At 61.6% G+C, this 16,876-nt stretch carries 16 protein-coding genes; 8 read left to right on the top strand and 8 right to left on the bottom strand.

Annotated features, from left to right (window positions below):
- The first annotated feature begins 172 nt into the window (after positions 1-172).
- Complete coding sequence (locus tag ASG19_RS03330; RefSeq protein WP_062453730.1) at positions 173-967, top strand: L,D-transpeptidase; 795 nt, start codon at positions 173-175, stop codon at positions 965-967.
- A gap of 149 nt (positions 968-1,116) precedes the next feature.
- The gene (locus tag ASG19_RS03335; protein ID WP_244476071.1) at positions 1,117-1,818 is read left to right on the top strand and encodes a L,D-transpeptidase; all 702 of its coding nucleotides are present in this window, start codon (positions 1,117-1,119) and stop codon (positions 1,816-1,818) included.
- Positions 1,819-2,023: 205 nt separating this feature from the next.
- Here the strand turns inward: ASG19_RS03335 and glcF are convergent, their stop codons facing one another.
- The 3 genes from glcF to ASG19_RS03350 all read right to left on the bottom strand — a co-directional run bounded on the left by glcF (position 2,024) and on the right by ASG19_RS03350 (position 6,090).
- Positions 2,024-3,340 carry a glycolate oxidase subunit GlcF gene (gene glcF, locus ASG19_RS03340; RefSeq protein WP_062453732.1) on the bottom strand — a complete coding sequence of 439 codons (1,317 nt, stop codon included), beginning with the start codon at positions 3,338-3,340 and terminating at the stop codon, positions 2,024-2,026.
- Between the two features lie 79 nt (positions 3,341-3,419).
- On the bottom strand, positions 3,420-4,616 hold the full coding sequence (locus ASG19_RS03345; RefSeq protein WP_062453733.1) for an FAD-binding protein: 1,197 nt from the start codon (positions 4,614-4,616) through the stop codon (positions 3,420-3,422).
- A 40-nt stretch (positions 4,617-4,656) separates the two neighbouring features.
- Complete coding sequence (locus ASG19_RS03350; protein WP_062453734.1) at positions 4,657-6,090, bottom strand: FAD-linked oxidase C-terminal domain-containing protein; 1,434 nt, start codon at positions 6,088-6,090, stop codon at positions 4,657-4,659.
- A gap of 292 nt (positions 6,091-6,382) precedes the next feature.
- On the opposite strand from ASG19_RS03350, the gene ASG19_RS03355 reads away from it, so the two are divergent.
- From ASG19_RS03355 to ASG19_RS03375, 5 genes are all read left to right on the top strand, one after another.
- Positions 6,383-6,889 carry an NUDIX hydrolase gene (locus ASG19_RS03355; protein WP_174195683.1) on the top strand — a complete coding sequence of 169 codons (507 nt, stop codon included), beginning with the start codon at positions 6,383-6,385 and terminating at the stop codon, positions 6,887-6,889.
- Between the two features lie 41 nt (positions 6,890-6,930).
- Positions 6,931-8,439, top strand: coding sequence for an inorganic phosphate transporter (locus ASG19_RS03360; protein WP_062453735.1), 1,509 nt, complete (start codon positions 6,931-6,933; stop codon positions 8,437-8,439).
- Positions 8,440-8,455: 16 nt separating this feature from the next.
- The gene (locus tag ASG19_RS03365; RefSeq protein WP_062453736.1) at positions 8,456-9,193 is read left to right on the top strand and encodes a 16S rRNA (uracil(1498)-N(3))-methyltransferase; all 738 of its coding nucleotides are present in this window, start codon (positions 8,456-8,458) and stop codon (positions 9,191-9,193) included.
- 152 nt (positions 9,194-9,345) lie between these two features.
- A complete protein-coding gene (locus ASG19_RS03370; protein ID WP_062453737.1) occupies positions 9,346-10,719 on the top strand; it encodes a glutamate--cysteine ligase in 1,374 nt (457 codons plus the stop codon).
- An 87-nt stretch (positions 10,720-10,806) separates the two neighbouring features.
- On the top strand, positions 10,807-11,598 hold the full coding sequence (locus tag ASG19_RS03375; RefSeq protein ID WP_062453738.1) for a DUF937 domain-containing protein: 792 nt from the start codon (positions 10,807-10,809) through the stop codon (positions 11,596-11,598).
- A 98-nt stretch (positions 11,599-11,696) separates the two neighbouring features.
- Here the strand turns inward: ASG19_RS03375 and ASG19_RS03380 are convergent, their stop codons facing one another.
- A complete protein-coding gene (locus ASG19_RS03380) occupies positions 11,697-11,984 on the bottom strand; it encodes a DUF1127 domain-containing protein (protein WP_062453739.1) in 288 nt (95 codons plus the stop codon).
- Between the two features lie 212 nt (positions 11,985-12,196).
- Here ASG19_RS03380 and ASG19_RS03385 point away from each other — a divergent pair, with 212 nt between their 5' ends.
- Positions 12,197-13,144 (top strand): LysR substrate-binding domain-containing protein, encoded by a 948-nt coding sequence (locus tag ASG19_RS03385; RefSeq protein WP_062454855.1) that lies wholly within the window; start codon positions 12,197-12,199, stop codon positions 13,142-13,144.
- A gap of 24 nt (positions 13,145-13,168) precedes the next feature.
- On the opposite strand, the gene ASG19_RS03390 is transcribed toward ASG19_RS03385, so the two are convergent.
- The 4 genes from ASG19_RS03390 to ASG19_RS03405 all read right to left on the bottom strand — a co-directional run bounded on the left by ASG19_RS03390 (position 13,169) and on the right by ASG19_RS03405 (position 16,839).
- Complete coding sequence (locus ASG19_RS03390) at positions 13,169-13,588, bottom strand: MAPEG family protein (protein ID WP_062453740.1); 420 nt, start codon at positions 13,586-13,588, stop codon at positions 13,169-13,171.
- 84 nt (positions 13,589-13,672) lie between these two features.
- Positions 13,673-14,044 carry a hypothetical protein gene (locus tag ASG19_RS03395; protein WP_062453741.1) on the bottom strand — a complete coding sequence of 124 codons (372 nt, stop codon included), beginning with the start codon at positions 14,042-14,044 and terminating at the stop codon, positions 13,673-13,675.
- 133 nt (positions 14,045-14,177) lie between these two features.
- A complete protein-coding gene (guaB, locus tag ASG19_RS03400) occupies positions 14,178-15,662 on the bottom strand; it encodes an IMP dehydrogenase (protein WP_062453742.1) in 1,485 nt (494 codons plus the stop codon).
- A gap of 187 nt (positions 15,663-15,849) precedes the next feature.
- Positions 15,850-16,839: an MBL fold metallo-hydrolase gene (locus ASG19_RS03405; protein WP_062454858.1), complete on the bottom strand. Its 990-nt coding sequence runs from the start codon at positions 16,837-16,839 to the stop codon at positions 15,850-15,852.
- Positions 16,840-16,876 lie beyond the last annotated feature (37 nt).

A 16,876-nucleotide genomic window follows, 5' to 3' on the forward strand; every position in this document is an offset into this window, starting at 1 on the left:
ACGTCAGTCTGACAGGTCTTCAGCTTGCGGCAACCATGTTTACACACGAGCCGGTAACCCTGCCAAAAGCTTTATGCGAATTCCAGCGCCGAACACCCCACCCGTTTACCAAACGCTTTGACGTGCCATTCACCATGGCCGCCAGATCCGTAAACGAGTGGACGTGGAACCGATGACGACGAAGACCCTGCTTCTGGCCCTAGGCCTGACGACCGCGCTTTGCAACACAGCTTTGGCAAACGACCGCTACGGCGACCGCCCGCCGGTCATCGTCAGCCCGGATCTTGCCGCTCCGTGGGTGATGCAGCTTGCCGGACCGAATGGACGATCGGCAGCAACCGTGCGCCAATATCGCCAGCCGCAGAACGACCGGCAGCAGACCGCACAGCCGCGGGTGATATACCGCGAGCAGGCCCAGCCGCGGCCGGTGCGCCGTGGCATATTCGATCGCGGTCAGCCGAGAGCGCAACAGGTCGCCATGCGGCCCAACGCGCCGGCACGCAGCCGCATCGATCCGCAGTTCCTGCCGCAGATGGTGGCCTATGACACCAAGGAAAAGCCGGGCACGCTCGTCATCGATACGAACAACCGCTTCCTCTATCTTGTCATGGCGGATGGCCAGGCCCGGCGCTACGGCGTCGGCGTCGGCAAGCCGGGCTTCGAATGGGCCGGCGAACACAAGGTGACCCGCAAGGCCGAATGGCCGAGCTGGATCCCGCCGCAGGAAATGATCAGCCGCGAGGCTGCCAAGGGCCACTACCTTCCCGCCCGCATGGATGGCGGACCGGAAAACCCGCTCGGCGCCCGCGCCATGTATCTCGGCTCGACGCTCTACCGTATCCACGGCACGAATGCGCCCTGGACGATCGGCAGCGCCGTCTCCTCCGGCTGTATCCGCATGCGCAACGAGGACGTGACAGACCTCTACGGTCGTGTTGATGTCGGCACCAAAGTCATCGTGATGTAAGCGCCATCGCGGCTGCTGTGGCCATATGGCCACGGTGGCTTCGGCGATCGTTGAGCGCCCGTGTATATTCACCTCGTCTCATCTTGCCGCAGGCGATGGGTCGGGACATGTTTTCCTGCAGTTCAAGACCAAAATACCAGGGGGTAAGGATGAAATCGGGTAAAATGCTGTTTGCCGTGGCCGGCATGATGGTTTCGATTCTGGCAGTGGATGCTTCGACCCACGCAGCCTCAGCGCAGAGCTCCAGTTCGGCGCGGCCGCAGACGACCGCCAGCGACGTGGCGCCTTCCGTGCGCAACCGCACGGTGCCGGAGAAATTCCAGCGCCGGAAGGTGCGGTTTGCCACCAATGAGGCGCCGGGCACGATCATCGTCGATACGAACAACAAGTTTCTCTACTACGTCGAGGGCAGCAACCGCGCTACCCGCTACGGGATCGGCGTCGGTCGCGAAGGCTTCGGCTGGTCGGGCGTGGTTTCAATCGGCCGCAAGTCGGAATGGCCGACCTGGACGCCCCCTGCCGAAATGCGCGCCCGTGAGGCCCGCCGCGGCATCAGGCTGCCCGTCGTCATGCAGGGCGGCCCGGAAAACCCGCTCGGCGCCCGCGCCATGTACCTCTACAAGGGCGGCCGTGATACGATCTTTCGCATCCACGGCACCAACCAGCCCTGGACGATCGGCCTCAACCTCTCGTCCGGCTGCATCCGCATGATGAACAAGGATGTCGAGCATCTTTACGCGCGCGCTGCTGTCGGCTCCAAGGTGGTCGTCATCGGCCCCGGCAGCAAGCCGGGCGACGTCGCCTTCGAAGACCGCGGCCTCGACATTTTCCGCACCATCTTCGGCGGCTGATTGTTAGGCATCTCTTCTCGCATTCCTGTGCGCGTCACAGGAATGCGGTCGGTCTAGGTTAAAGGACTGAAGAGATTCTTCCGCATCGCAGACGCGACGCTGCTCAGTCCCTGTGACAAGCACAGGCATGAGGGTGGAGAGTGGGCGGTGCCGGCGGCAATCAGACGACGATGTCGCCTTTTAGGGTAAGATCGGCCGGCCTCGCCTAGACGAGTGCCTTTGCCTTTCTCGCGAGCTTTGCCGGTTTGGGCCCGCCATAGGCCCAGTCCAGCAGCTCCACCGTATGGACGATCGGGATGGCTGTTCCAGACGCGATCTGGGTGATGCAGCCGATATTGCCTGTGGCGATCACATCCGGCTTGGTCGCCTCGATATTCCTGACCTTGCGGGCTTTCAGCTGGCCTGAAATCTCCGGCTGCAGAATATTGTAGGTGCCGGCAGACCCGCAGCAGAGATGGCCTTCGGCGGGATCGCGGACGGTAAAGCCCGCTGCCTTCAGAAGCTGCTTCGGGGCTGCGACGATCTTCTGGCCGTGCTGCATTGAACAGGCGGAATGATAGGTGACGGTGAGCTTTTTCGGCTCCAGCTTGGCAAGATCAAGCGTGAACAGGTATTCGGTGATGTCCTTTGCGAGCGCCGAGACTGTTGCTGCCTTCTCCGCATAGGCCGGGTCCAGCCGCAGCATGTGGCCGTAATCCTTGATCGTGGTGCCGCATCCGGACGTGGTGATGATGATCGCGTCGAGACCGCCCTTTTCGATTTCGCTGATCCACACATCGACATTGGTGCGGGCGAAATCCAGCGCCTGTTCCTCGCGGCCCATGTGATGCACCAGTGCGCCGCAGCAGCCTTCGCCTTGCGGGCTGACGACCTCGACGCCGAGGCGCGACAGCAGCCGGTGTGTCGCGGCATTGATGCCGGGATCGAGCACCGGCTGGGCGCAACCCGACAGGATCGCCACCCGCCCGGGGCGTTGCGCTTGGGGCATTTGCGATATCGCGGGGGCTGATCCGGCCGGTGGGGCGGCTCTCGGCGCAAGTTCCAGCATGGCTGCGAGGGGCCGTAGCGGCTTGATGCGCTTCAACAGCGGGCCGAAGGGCCGGCCGAGCCTTGCCAGCGACAATGCCGTCCTGAACCGTGCCGGATAGGGAAGAACCGCGGCCAGCAGGCTGCGGATCAGCCGGTCGGCAAGCGGCCGGCGGTAGGTGTTTTCGATATGGATGCGGGCGTGATCGACCAGATGCATGTAGTCGACGCCGGACGGACAGGTGGTGACGCAGGAGAGGCAGGACAGACAGCGATCGATATGGGTGACGACCTGCTCATCGGCTGCCCGATCGTTTTCTAGCATGTCCTTGATGAGATAGATGCGGCCGCGCGGGCTGTCGAGCTCATCGCCCAGCGTCACATAGGTGGGACAGGTGGCGGTGCAAAAGCCGCAATGAACGCAGCGGCGCAGGATCTTTTCGGACTCCGCCACATGCGGGTCGAGCAGTTGTTCGGGGGTGAAGGAGGTCTGCATCAGTGCGCTTCTTCCCTGTCAACTTGGCCCCGCCTGCCGCAGGCGGCGCAGGACCTCGATACCGATGATGGTCTCATGATCACCACCCCATCTTGCCCGGCGAGAAGATCCCGGCCGGGTCGAGTTTCTGTTTGACCCGGGCCGAGAGTGCGGCCACGGCATCCGGCACCGGCTCGAATGACGGGGTCGCGGCTCTTGCGGATTTCGAGGCGCGGATGAGCGTGGCATGGCCTCCGCCGAGTGCGCGAATATAGCCGCGCAGGAAGTCGGCTTCGGGATCTGCCTCCATCTGCATCCAGACCAGTCCGCCCTGCCAGTCGTAATAGGCATCGACGCCCGCCTCCATGCGAAGAGCGGCGACAAGCTGGCAGCCGGCCATCGGCGCCATCGAGACGCGCCAGAGGGGCCGACCGGCACCGTTGGCATAGGGATGAACGTCGCGGATCTCGCGCCAGAGCGACAGGCTGTCTTCCATGCCGAGTCGGATGACGGGACCAAAGGCCTGCATCACGGCGACCAGCTTTTCGGCACGCACCGCGACGGATGCGGCGAGACCTTCGAGACGCAGGACGGTTGCTTCGTTCTCGGGCAAGGCGCCATCGATAAACCGGGCTCGCACGGTCTGGGGCAGATGGGCGGCACCGGACACCTCCACCGGCAGCGCCATGGCGGCCGCCATCGCCTTGGCGGCGGTCTCGTCGTCGAGGCCGGAGATGACGATGGTTTCAACTGTCTGCGGCACCGGAAGGACGCGAAAGGTCACTTCAGTCAGAAATCCCAGCGTGCCGTGCGAACCGGCGAGAAGTTTGACCAGATCGAGGCCGGTAACGTTCTTCATCACCCGCCCGCCCGCGCGCAGCAATTCGCCGCTGCCGTTGACGAAACGGATGCCGAGAAGACTGTCCCTCGCCGCTCCCGCCACGAAGCGGCGCGGACCGGAGACATTGGCGGCAAACACGCCGCCGATCGTGGGCTCTCCTGACGTGCCCATGATGCCGCGGTGATCCATCGGCTCGAACGCCATCATCTGGCGGTTTGCGGCAAGGGCCGCTTCCACCTCGGCGACGGGTGTGCCGGCCTTAACGGTCATCACCATTTCGGCCGGATCGTAATCGACGATGCCGGTCAGGCCGCGTGATGACAGGGCCTCTGCGCCCTCGGTGGCATTGCCGAAGCCGGAGCGGGTGTTGCCGCCGCAGAGCGCGAACTTCCGGCCATCGGCCACGGCGCTGCGGATGACATAGGCGGCATCGGTTTCGGAATGGGGTATCAGCAAAGGACACCCACTTCAGGAATGGTGTTGGTGGGCATGAAATTCACCTGCGCCCCTCGAGCGGAAACACCTTGGACGGGTTCAGTATCCATTGCTCGTCGAAGGCTGAGCGGATTGCCATCTGCTGGTCGAGTTCGGGCTGGGTAAACTGATGCCGCATCAGGTCGCGCTTCTCGATACCGACGCCATGCTCGCCGGTGAGACAGCCTCCGGCATCGACGCAGAGCTTCAGGATCTCGTTGCCGGCTTCCTCCGCCTTCATGGCTTCTTCGGGATCGTTGGCATTGAACAGGATCAGCGGATGCATGTTGCCGTCACCTGCATGAAACACGTTCGCCACCCGCAGGCCGAAGCGTTCGACGATTTCGGCGGTCTTTTCCAGCACGTAGGAGAGTTTGCCGAGCGGCACCGTGCCATCCATGCAGATATAGTCGGCGATGCGGCCGGTGGCGCCGAAAGCCGATTTGCGGCCTTTCCAGATCAGCGCCGCCTCGGTGGCCGACTGGCATTCGCGCACGGTCTTGACCTGATGCCTTCGGGCGATCTCGACGATATCTTTGAGCGTCGCGTCCATCTCCGCTTCCGACCCCTCCACCTCGACGATCAGGAGCGCTGCGACATCCAGCGGATAGCCGGCCTTGGCGAACGCCTCGCAGATCTCGATCGCCGGTTTGTCCATGAACTCGATCGCCACCGGAATGATGCCGGAGCCGATGATATCGGCGACGCAGGCTCCCGCCTCTTCCGAGCTATCGAACCCGAACAGGACCGGGCGCGCGCCCTCCGGTTTGGCAATCAGGCGCACCGTCGCCTCGGTGACGATGCCGAGCTGGCCTTCCGAGCCGCAGACGAGGCCGAGAAGATCGTAACCTGCGGCATCCAGATGCTTGCCGCCAAGCTCGATCACCGTGCCATCGACAAGCACCATCCGGACGCCGAGCAGGTTGTTGGTGGTGACGCCGTATTTCAGGCAGTGGGCGCCGCCGGAATTCATGCCGATATTGCCGCCGATCGTGCAGGCAAGCTGCGAACTCGGGTCCGGCGCATAGAAAAACCCGTCGATACCGACCGTCTCCGAAATGCTGAGATTGGTGACGCCGGCCTGCACGGTGGCGGTGCGATTGCTGTAATCCACTTCCAGAACCCGCGACATCTTGGAAAGGCCAAGCACGACCGCATCCTCCTGCGGAATGGCGCCGCCCGACAGCGAGGTTCCCGCCCCCCTTGCAACGACCGGAATGGCGTGGCGATGGCAGTATTTCATCACAGCCGCAACCTGCGCCGTGGTGCGTGGAAGGACGACGGCAAGCGGGACGCGTCGATAGGAGATAAAGGCGTCGATCTCGAAGGGTGCCAGTTCGCGCTCTTCATGGATGAGACAGTCCGCCGGCACGAGACGGGCAAGATCGGTCACGATATTATCCCGCTGCGACAGGACGGACGCGCGTGCTGGCAGGAATGCGATTGCCTCGGCCATGGCCTCCTCCTCAGAACGCGTGGCTTTCTCTATCTCGTTACAGCGTATGCCATGACGGTGTCGCACATCAACTCGAATGCGGGTTGCCCACGCATAAACCACAGATCCGCTCTCGACATTATCAGCGTACAAAGCGCGGTCCGCGCAAAATAGACGTTGACGCAACAGTAGCCGGCTTCAGAATGGAGAATGCGCCTTTAGAGATGATTCTCCTAAAATAATCCTCTTTTGCTCGTTAAGCCCGGCGCAAGCATTATATTAGCAACATACATTTTTTGGAGGCGTTTCGAAATTGGGCTTGATGGACCGACTGACCGGCAATCTTCGTTTGATGCTGCAGCGCCCTGCGCGACAGCAGTATGCCGCGTTGTGCTATCGCCTGACGAAGAAGCGGACGCAGCTGGAAGTTCTGGTCGCCACAAGCCGCGATACGGGGCGTTGGGTCATTCCCAAGGGATGGCCGATGAAGGACAAGAAGGCGCATCAGGTAGCCGAACGCGAGGCTTACGAGGAAGTGGGCGTCAAGGGTAAGGTCGAGAAGGACGCGCTTGGCTTTTTCCACTACCGCAAGACCCTCGACAGCGGCCTGAAAGTGCTGGTGCGCGTGCAGGTTCACGCACTGGAAGTTGCCGATTGCCTGAAGAATTTTCCGGAAAAAGGATCCCGGAAGCTGGAATGGGTCTCCTGCGAGGAAGCGGCCAACCGCGTCAACGAGCCGGAACTGAAAATTCTCTTCCTGCGGTTTGCCGAAAAAATGGATCCGCTTCGTTCAACGGTGCCGATCAAGGCCGCAGGCTGACAGTCCGCTCGACCAACCAAAATCGTATACTGGAATAAATGATGGGCCAAACGCGGCCGCGTCTGGCCAAGCCGACGCTCGACAAGGATCTTGAAAAGCTCTCCTCGGTGGAAGACGCCGCGCGCCAGACGTCGCGCGGGCTTGCAGCACCCGGTGCAGCGCTGTTGTTCATCGTGCTGGTGGCAATCTTTGCCGCTTCCTATGTGACAGGACATCCGGGTGCTGTGGTGGTGATCGCGGCCTCCGCGCTTGCGGCCTACATGGCGATGAATATCGGCGCCAACGACGTTACCAACAATATCGGCGCGGCAGTCGGCGCGCGCGCGATGACGATGGCGTTCGGTCTGGCGTTGGCGGCAGTATTCGAAATCGCCGGCGCGGTGATTGCAGGCGGCAGCGTTGCCGGTACGATCGCCAACAACATCATGCGTGCCGGCGTAATCACCGATCCGAACGTGATGATCTGGGCGATGATGGCGGCACTGCTTTCCGCAGCCGTGCTGATCAACGTCGCGACATGGCTCGGCGCGCCGATCTCCACCACCCATTCGATCGTCGGCAGCGTGATGGGTGCAGGCATCGCGGCGGCCGGTTTTTCGGCCATCAACTGGGCGACCGTCGGCGGTATTACCGCAAGCTGGGTCCTGTCGCCGCTGCTTGGCGCCACGATTGCTGCCGGCCTGCTGTTCCTGATCAAGGAAACGATCATCTACCGCGAGGACAAGATCGCTTCTGCCCGGACATGGGTGCCGATCCTGATCGGCCTGATGGCGGGCGCCTTTGCGGGCTACCTCTCGCTTGTCGGTCTTGGGCAGTTGATAACGGTGTCAAAACTGACAGCGACCGCCATCACGCTGATCACGGGTCTTGCCGTCTGGCGACTGGTCATCCCTGTCATCGCCAGACAGTCGCGCGGACTCGAGAACCGCAACCAGTCGCTGCGCAAGCTGTTTCGCATTCCGCTGGTGTTTGCCGCGGCGCTGATGTCGTTCGCGCATGGGGCGAATGACGTGTCGAACGCGATTGGTCCGCTGGCAGCGATCGTCGCGGCAGCGCAACGCGGCGGCGTGTCCGGTTCCGTCGGCATACCGCTGTGGGAGCTGGTGATCGGCGGCCTTGGTATCTCGCTCGGACTTTTGCTCTACGGACCGAAACTGGTGCGGCTGGTGGGTGCCGAAATCACCAAGCTCAATCCGATGCGCGCCTATTGCGTCTCATCGTCGACGGCGCTCACGGTGATCGTCGCGTCCTGGGTCGGTCTGCCGGTGTCTTCCACGCATATTGCTGTTGGCGCCGTGTTCGGCGTCGGGTTTTTCCGCGAATGGTACACGCGCCATTCGCGCCGCCGTTACGAGTATATGCGGGTCAGGGCCGGCAAAGATCCGGATGTCGGTCAGGAGCACGAACACGACGAGAACGAGGTGAAACGCCGTTTTCTGGTGCGCCGCTCGCATTTCCTGTCGATCATCGCCGCCTGGATGATTACGCTGCCCGCATCGGCTGCGCTTTCCGCGCTGGTCGCGACGGTTATCTTCGCGCTGTTCGTCTGAGTTTTGAGAGTTTTCCATGCGTGCCAATTTCCGGATACAGCGCCTGTTCATCGACGCACCGCTTGCCAAGGCAGAGCACCAGGAGGTGGGAGCGGAGCATTTCAACTATCTCGCCAATGTGCTGCGCCTGACTGAGGGTGCCGAGATCCTGGCGTTCAATGGGCGCGACGGCGAATGGCTGGCGAAACTCACCTTTCCGAGCCGCAAGAAGATCGCGCTTGAGCCGATCCAGCAGGTGCGCCCGCAACCGCCGGCACCAGACCTGCATTACCTGTTTGCGCCGCTGAAGGTGGGACGGCTGGACTATCTGGTGCAGAAGGCGGTCGAAATGGGCGCCGGCACGCTTCAGCCTGTCATGACGCAGCATGTGCAGGGCAAGATCACCAGCATGGAACGGCTGCAGGCGAACGTGATCGAAGCTGCCGAACAGTGCGGCATATTGTCAGTCCCGCAGGTCCTTTCGCCGAAGAAACTCGGCGATGTCCTCGACCACTGGCCGTCCGACCGGCGCATCATTTTCTGCGACGAGGGCGATGAGGGACAGAACCCGCTGACGATCCTCGCAAAGATCGAGGAGACCAAGCTGGCGCTGCTGGTTGGCCCGGAAGGCGGGTTTTCCGAAGAAGAACGGGCACGTCTGCGTTCGCTGCCATTTGTCAGTGCCATTCCGCTCGGACCGCGTATCCTGAGGGCCGATACCGCAGCGGTTGCAGCACTTGCCGTGGTCCAGGCTTCGATCGGCGACTGGCGTTGAACATGCTCCCAACCGGCGCGACAGATTTGACACACAGCTGCCTGTTTTTCTAAACCAGCGTTGAAAGAAATTCACTTGCACCGCACATCATTCCGGTCCAATCAGCCGGACGTTCGCTCTCTAAATACGGCACTCCGAACAAGGTAGTTTTCATGGCCCGCGACACCACCGACCAGACCCCGCTTTCTTCGGTGGCCGAGCTTTCCAGCTACATGGCCGAGGGACCGCGACCGAAGGAAAAATTCCGGATCGGGACCGAGCACGAAAAGTTCGTCTTCTTCAAAGCCGATCATTCGCCCGTGCCCTATGCCGGTGAAGCCAGCATTTCCGCGCTGCTGAATGGCATGCAGGAACGGCTGGGCTGGGAGCCGATCACCGATGGCGGGAACATCATCGGGCTTGGCGAACAATCTGGCATGGGCGCGATCTCGATCGAGCCCGGCGGCCAGTTCGAGCTTTCGGGCGCGCCTCTGGAGACGCTGCACGAGGTGGCGACCGAGGCCGAGCAGCATATCGCTCTCGTCAAGGAGATTGCCGAGCCGATGGGCATCGGCTTCCTCGGCATTGGCGGCAGCCCCAAATGGACGCGCGAAGAAACGCCGCGCATGCCGAAATCCCGTTACGACATCATGACCCGCTTCATGCCGAAGGTCGGCAGCAAGGGTCTGGACATGATGTACCGCACCTGCACGATCCAGGTGAACCTCGACTTCTCGTCCGAGGACGACATGGCCGCGAAGATGCGGGTGTCGATGAAGCTGCAGTCGATCGCGACCGCGCTGTTTGCGGCATCGCCGTTTACCGAGGGAAAGCCGAACGGACTATCCTCCTGGCGCGGCGACATCTGGCGCGACACCGACAACAGCCGCGCCGGCGTGCTGCCCTTCGTGTTCAACTCCGATTTCGGCTATGCCGATTACGCAGATTGGGCGCTCGACGTGCCGATGTATTTCATCGTGCGCAACGGCAAGTATCACGACTGTACCAACATCACCTTCCGGCAGTTCATGGATGGCGTGCTGAAGGGTACGGTCGACGACTGGCAGCCGACGATGGGCGACTGGATCAACCATCTTTCCACGCTGTTCCCGGACGTGCGGCTGAAGAAGTTCCTGGAAATGCGCGGTGCCGACGGCGGTCCGCTCGATCGCATCTCGGCGCTTCCCGCCTTCTGGGTCGGTCTGCTCTATGACGACACGGCGCTTGCGGATGCGCAGGAGCTGACGAAGGACTGGACCTTCGAAGACGTCGTCCAGATGCGCGACACCGTTCCATCAAAGGGTCTTGCAGCCGAGATCCGTGGCGTGTCGGTTCTCGACATCGCCCGCGAGAGCGTGCTGATCTCCAAGGCCGGCCTCAAGGCCCGCGCGCGCAAGAATGCCGAGGGTGACGACGAGACGATCTATCTTCGTCCGCTCGAGGAAATCCTTGTCAAGAAGGCAACGCTTGCCGACGAGATGCTGGCGCTGTTCAATGGTCGATGGGAAGGCTCGGTCGAGCCGTCGTTCAAGGACTATGCCTACTGAGCAGAGCATTCGCTGCTCCATAATCCGCTTTGAGGCTTTGCCTTTCCGGCTATAGTGGGTGTGTTACCCCTGCCGGAAAGGATGCCCATGCTGCCATTGTTCGACATGATGATGAAGGCCGGAGGCGGCCAGGGCGGCGGCGCATCCATGGAGGCCTTCGCCAAGCAGTTCGGTCTTGCCCAAGAGCAGGTTTCGGAGGCGATGGCGGCGCTGATGCCCGCCTTTTCCTCCGGCTTCAAGCGCAAGTCTGCAAACCCTTACGACCTTTCTGACCTGATGAGCACCGTGTTTTCCGGCGCCTATGGCAAATATTTCGAGGACATGGGCAAGGCTTTTACACCTCAGGGTAAGGCGGACGGCAATGCCGTGCTGGAGAAGCTGTTCGGCTCCAAGGAAGTTTCCCGCGCGATCGCCGCGCAGGTGGAGAAGTTTACCGGCATCGGCCAGGACATCATCGAGAAGATGATGCCTGGCATGGCCAATACGCTGATGGGCGGCTTCTTCAAACAGTTTACAGGGCAGATGGGGGCGCCTTTCGCGACCCAGTTTCCGGCCGGCGGCGATACGTTCGGCCCGGCGCTGGAGACGATGCAGAAGCAGTGGATGACCGCGATGGGTTTTGACAAGGCGGCACCGAATCCGGACGCGACGAGCAATCCCTTGGACAATCCCTTTGCACAGGCGATGCGGGCGATGTGGGGCCTGGAAAAGCCAGAGCAGCCGCAGCCTTCCGCCACCGCTCCGGGCGCTGCCCAAACCTATGCGGATCTCGTCAACCGGATGTTCGACAGCGGCGTCGAGGCGAATAAAGGCTACCAGAAGAGCCTGGAGACGATGTTCGACGGTTACTTCGGCACTGGAAAAGCGGCCAAGCCCTGAACGAAAAAGTCACTTGAACGAAAAAGCCCGGCGCGGATAAACCGGCCGGGCAAAGGCAGGGCTATTGGCAATCGCCCTGCGGGGAAACTTGAGGCTCGCTAGAGCCGCTTGAAGCGTGTACGCGCATGCTCGCGGGCGGCACGCGTCAGAAGCCGCGACGGGTCATCCAGAACGCCCGAACGATCGAGCGCCTTCACCACATCGTGGCGTGTAATGCCGATATCTTCGAGCTGGTAATCGTCGAGGTCGTGAAGGGAATTGGCCTCGAAGCGATTTCGAAGAGCGCGCCATACGGATTTCGTTCGAAGCATGATCTGCGCTGCAAAGCTGGTCTTCGCTGCTGCACGGTAAAGCTTCAGTTCGGTTCCGTAGTTGGTCGTGCTCATCGGATCATCCTTTCGTAAGGCACGGAGAGGCTCACCCCTTCCACAACGGCTTTGCGGAAAGGTTGCCCTTTGTGAAGGCATCCGGGAGGAGGCCTTCGCTGGTTCTGATTTTGCATCGTGTTTATGCGGGAAAATCTATTGATCAGTCCAACGAATGTTTCTAATGATATGCATCAATCGCTCTTATGAATGACGTTCATCTGGAGGCCTGCATGTCCGCACCGCTCGACATCGATCAGCTACACACGTTCATCGCCATCATCGACACCGGCAGTTTCACCAAGGCGGCCGATCGGGTGTTCAAGACCCAGTCGGCGGTGTCCATGCAGATGCGCCGGCTGGAAGAACGGATCGGCAAGCAGCTGTTTGCCAAGGACGGGCGCGGCAACCGGGTGACGGCCGAGGGCGAAAAGCTGATGAATTACGCAAGGCGCATCATCAGGCTCAACAACGAGGCGATCGCCGCCTTCGACGACAACCGCCTGGAAGGTTCGATCCGGATCGGCACGCCGGACGATTACGCCGACCGCTACATGCCTGAAATCATCGGACGGTTTGCGAAGACGCATCCCAATGTGGAGCTCTACATCGTCTGCGAACCCTCGGTCAGCCTTGCCGAGAAGATGGCGCGCGGAGAGCTGGATATCGCGCTGGTCACGCACAACCCGCGGCAGCGGATATCAGATGTCGTTCGCACCGAGCCTCTGTGCTGGGTCGGATCGGCCAACCACACGCTGAAGGACGACGCGCCGGTGCCGCTTGCGGTCGGTCGGCGCGATTGCCTCTGGCGGCAGCTTTCCTGTTCGGCGCTGGATGCGTCAGGCCGCGAATATCAGATCCTGTTTACCAGCTGGTCTTCGACCGTGGTTGCGGCGGCCGTGCTTGCCGGCATGGCTGTTTCCGTGCTGCCGGAATCGGCGCTGCGGCCCGGCATGAAGGTTCTGACGGCTGCCGACGGTTTTCCGCCCCTGCCACCCGTGCAGATCGGCCTGATGAAGCGGCCGGGGGTCTCACCGTCGCTGATGAACGCCATCACCGACCATATCACCGCCTGCCTCGACAATATCTCGCCGGCCGTGGTGCCTGACGATCTCGATGCCGACACCAAGGCGTTTCCGCGCATGGTGCGTTCGCGCGGTTCGGTGATGCCCGGCTGGTAATGCAGACAAGAACGCCGCCTGCCCTCAGTTGAGGGCAAGCCACACGGCCTGCCAGACCCAGAGCGCGCCCAGCGTGAAAAAGCCGAGCATAAACAGCGGCCGGCGATAGCGCAGGCGATTGCTGGTCACATGCACATAGGCATGGGCATAGCGGGAGGCGACGAAGAGCCAGGAGAGCGCCACCGTGCCCCAATTGTCTGCGGTCGATGCATAAAGCACCAGGCAGACGACGTGAAACAGCACCGGCAGTTCGAACTGGTTCTTGATGTTGTTGTGAACCAGCAGGCTTTCCGCCGGTTCCTGCAGGTTCTCGCGAAACTGCGCTACCTCGACGCGGCCCGACCTTACGGCGGCAACGCGTTTCTTCGACAGCATCCAGTAGAGACAGAAGACGAGCGCGACATGCGCGATCATCGGCCAGAGCGTTGCATTGGTGGAAAGCATTGATCCTCCTGTCGTCATAAGAATGCATAGACGAAGCAAAGGCCGCCGACAACGGGCCGACGGCCCTCCTTACACAGACTTGGACTACCGCGGCGTCAGGGTTTCGGTGCCGGATCCGTCCTGGCCGGAAATCGTCCAGGCACCTTCCAGCACGCCATCATCGCGCACCTCATAGACGACGAGGCCAACTTCGCCATCCAGCACGTAGCCTGCGGCAAAAGCGTTCTCATAGAGCATGCAGATGCCGTTCGACGTGGCCTTCTTGCCCGAACCCGTCTTCCAGACGATGGCACAGGTCGTCTCGCTGGTCAGCTTGATGGTGGCGGTGCCGTCATAGGCGGATCCGTCGAGATTGGTGCCCTCAACCGTGTACGCGCCGGCCTTGACGGTCTGCGCCTGGGCAGGCGCAATGAAAGCGGCGCCCAGAAGCACCGCAGCAAGAACTGTTCTCTTCACGAAAGTCTCCCCTTAAGTCGATCTCTATCGACGACGAGAAGATATCAAAATTTGTGCTGGCGGATACTGGGGGCACGAAATAAAAAGGGCCGGGCTACTATGCCCGGCCCTGTTGTTTTGGACGTCGCTACGTTCAGGCGCCGGAGCCCGGATAGTTCGGGCTTTCGCGGGTGATCGTCACGTCATGCGGATGGCTTTCGCGCAGGCCAGCACCGGAGATGCGAACGAAGGTCGCCTTCTCCTGGAAGTCCTTGATGTCCTTGCCGCCGACATAGCCCATGGCAGCTTTCAGGCCGCCTGCGAGCTGATGGATGACGCCGGACACCGGACCCTTGTAGGGTACCTGGCCTTCGATGCCTTCCGGCACCAGCTTCAGCGTGTCGCGGACTTCCGCCTGGAAGTAACGGTCGGCGGAACCGCGGGCCATGGCACCGACGGAACCCATGCCGCGATAGGCTTTGAACGAGCGGCCCTGGTAGAGATAGACTTCGCCCGGGCTTTCATCGGTGCCGGCGAGCAGCGAGCCGATCATCACGGCCGACGCGCCGGATGCGATCGCCTTGGCGACGTCGCCGGAGAACTTGATGCCGCCATCGGCAATGACCGGAATGTCCTGCGCCTGTGCTGCTTCGACCGCCGACATGATGGCGGCAAGCTGGGGAACGCCGACGCCGGCGACGATACGGGTGGTGCAGATCGAGCCCGGGCCGATACCGACCTTGACGGCGTCTGCGCCCGCATCGATCAGCGCCTTGGTGCCGCTTGCGGTGGCAACGTTGCCGGCCATGACGCGGACATGGTTGGACAGCTTCTTGACGCGGGTAACGGCTTCGAGAACGCGGGCCGAATGGCCATGCGCGGTATCGACGACCAGAAGATCGACGCCGGCTTCGATCAGCCGCTCGGCACGCTCGAAACCATCGTCACCGACGCCGATCGCGGCAGCGGCGCGCAGGCGGCCCTGCATGTCCTTGGAGGCATGCGGGTTGAGCTGCGACTTTTCGATATCCTTGACGGTGATCAGACCAACGCAGCGGCCTTCGCCATCGATAACCAGCAGCTTTTCGATGCGGTTGGTATGCAGCAGGCGCTTGGCCTCCTGCTGATCGACGTTTTCCTTGACGGTGATGAGGCCCTGATGGGTCATCAGCTCGTGGATCTTCTGGGCCGGATCCGAGGCGAAGCGCACGTCGCGGTTGGTCAGGATGCCGACCAGACGGCCCGAGGCTTCGACGACCGGAATGCCGGAGATGTGGAAGGTCTTCATCAGGGCCAGCGCATCGGCAAGCGTCGCATCGGGGCCGATCGTGACCGGGTTGACGACCATGCCGCTTTCGAACTTCTTCACCTGGCGGACCTGTTCGGCCTGCTCGACCGGCGTCAGGTTCTTGTGGATGACGCCAAGACCACCGGCCTGCGCCATCGCGATGGCGAGACGGCTTTCGGTGACGGTGTCCATCGCCGACGAGATGATCGGAATGTTCAGCTCGAAATCAGTGGCAATGCGCGTGGCGACGCTGGTCTGGCCCGGCAGGACTTCGGAATGCCCCGGCTGCAGCAGCACGTCATCGAATGTGAGGGCGTCGAGACCGGTCGGCGTTTCTATAATACGAGCCATTGCCAATTCCTTCGATCTTAAAAATGCGGGACCGCTCAGGACCGTGAATACGTCCCGACGTTCCGGCAACAATTGCTTGGAAGTTGGCGAGGGCTGGTAACACGATAATGACAGGAAGGGAACATTTAAAACCCGGAGGCAGTCCCTCCGGGTTTGCATAGCTGTGAATTTGCCGCGTCAATATTCCTCAGATATCGAACTGGTAGCTCTTCGGCACGAAGCGGTAGCCGGTTTCCTGCTTTTCGGCGTAGCCGACGGCCGGGAACGGCATGTGGTAGCCGAGGAAGGCGACCTTGTCGGTGGCGATCATGTCGAACACGCGCTTGCGGGTTGCGGCGGCCTTGGCCTTGTCCATGTCGAACTTGACCTCCCAGTCCGGGCGCTGCAGCGACAGGACGAAGTGGTTGGCGGTATCGGCCGTGAGGATCAGGCGCTTGCCCTGCGATTCCACGTTGAAGATCATCATGCCGGGCGTGTGGCCGGGTGCGAGCATGCCGGTTATGCCGGGTGCGACGTCGTCGCCCTCTCCGATGAAGGTCATCTTGTCCGCCAGCGGCTTCACATTGGCGAGCACGGACTTCTGATTGCCTTCAGCGGGTGTTCCGGCTCGGGCACCGTCGACCCAGAAATCATATTCCGTCTGACCGGTGATATAGGTCGCCTTGGGGAAAGCCGGCTTGCCGTCTTCCATCAGGCCGCCGATATGGTCGCCGTGAAGATGGGTCAGGACCACTTTCGTGACATCGCCCGGCATATAGCCGGCAGACGCCATGCCTTCGACCAGACGGCCGGCACCCATGGAATGACCTGACTGGCCGAAGCCCGTATCGAACAGGATGACGTCGCTGCCGGTATCAATGAGCGTCGGGGAAAAGCCGTTGACGAACTGATCGGTCGGCAGAAAGTTGTCTGCCAGAAGCGCGCTGACGGTCTCGGCCGACTGGTTGGTTCCAAACGTCTCGTTCGGAGTGCCGGAGGCGCGGGAACCATCCTTCACCACGAGAACATCGAAGCTACCGAGCTTGAATTTATGAATGTCGGGAGGGGTTACGCGATCGATTGCCAATTTCTTCTCCTGTGCCAGCGCTTTGCTGCTCATCAGCGCCTGGCCACTCCATATAGCCGGCGCCGCGAGGACGGCCAGTCCGGCACTTCCCAGCAGCGTGCGGCGTTCCATGCCCTTTGGTTCGTCCTTGAACGTCATGATCTCATCC

It is taken from the genome of Rhizobium sp. Leaf306 (assembly GCF_001423425.1).
Lineage (GTDB): Bacteria > Pseudomonadota > Alphaproteobacteria > Rhizobiales > Rhizobiaceae > Neorhizobium > Neorhizobium soli.

Bases quoted from the DNA above. Each gene is read 5' to 3' on its own strand.
- ASG19_RS03330 (WP_062453730.1), top strand. From the start codon at position 173: ATGACGACGAAGACCCTGCTTCTGGCCCTAGGCCTGACGACCGCGCTT.
- ASG19_RS03335 (WP_244476071.1), top strand. From the start codon at position 1,117: ATGAAATCGGGTAAAATGCTGTTTGCCGTGGCCGGCATGATGGTTTCG.
- glcF (WP_062453732.1), bottom strand. From the start codon at position 3,340: ATGCAGACCTCCTTCACCCCCGAACAACTGCTCGACCCGCATGTGGCG.
- ASG19_RS03350 (WP_062453734.1), bottom strand. From the start codon at position 6,090: ATGGCCGAGGCAATCGCATTCCTGCCAGCACGCGCGTCCGTCCTGTCG.
- ASG19_RS03360 (WP_062453735.1), top strand. From the start codon at position 6,931: ATGGGCCAAACGCGGCCGCGTCTGGCCAAGCCGACGCTCGACAAGGAT.
- ASG19_RS03365 (WP_062453736.1), top strand. From the start codon at position 8,456: ATGCGTGCCAATTTCCGGATACAGCGCCTGTTCATCGACGCACCGCTT.
- ASG19_RS03370 (WP_062453737.1), top strand. From the start codon at position 9,346: ATGGCCCGCGACACCACCGACCAGACCCCGCTTTCTTCGGTGGCCGAG.
- ASG19_RS03375 (WP_062453738.1), top strand. From the start codon at position 10,807: ATGCTGCCATTGTTCGACATGATGATGAAGGCCGGAGGCGGCCAGGGC.
- ASG19_RS03380 (WP_062453739.1), bottom strand. From the start codon at position 11,984: ATGAGCACGACCAACTACGGAACCGAACTGAAGCTTTACCGTGCAGCA.
- ASG19_RS03385 (WP_062454855.1), top strand. From the start codon at position 12,197: ATGTCCGCACCGCTCGACATCGATCAGCTACACACGTTCATCGCCATC.
- ASG19_RS03390 (WP_062453740.1), bottom strand. From the start codon at position 13,588: ATGCTTTCCACCAATGCAACGCTCTGGCCGATGATCGCGCATGTCGCG.
- guaB (WP_062453742.1), bottom strand. From the start codon at position 15,662: ATGGCTCGTATTATAGAAACGCCGACCGGTCTCGACGCCCTCACATTC.
- ASG19_RS03405 (WP_062454858.1), bottom strand. From the start codon at position 16,839: ATGGAACGCCGCACGCTGCTGGGAAGTGCCGGACTGGCCGTCCTCGCG.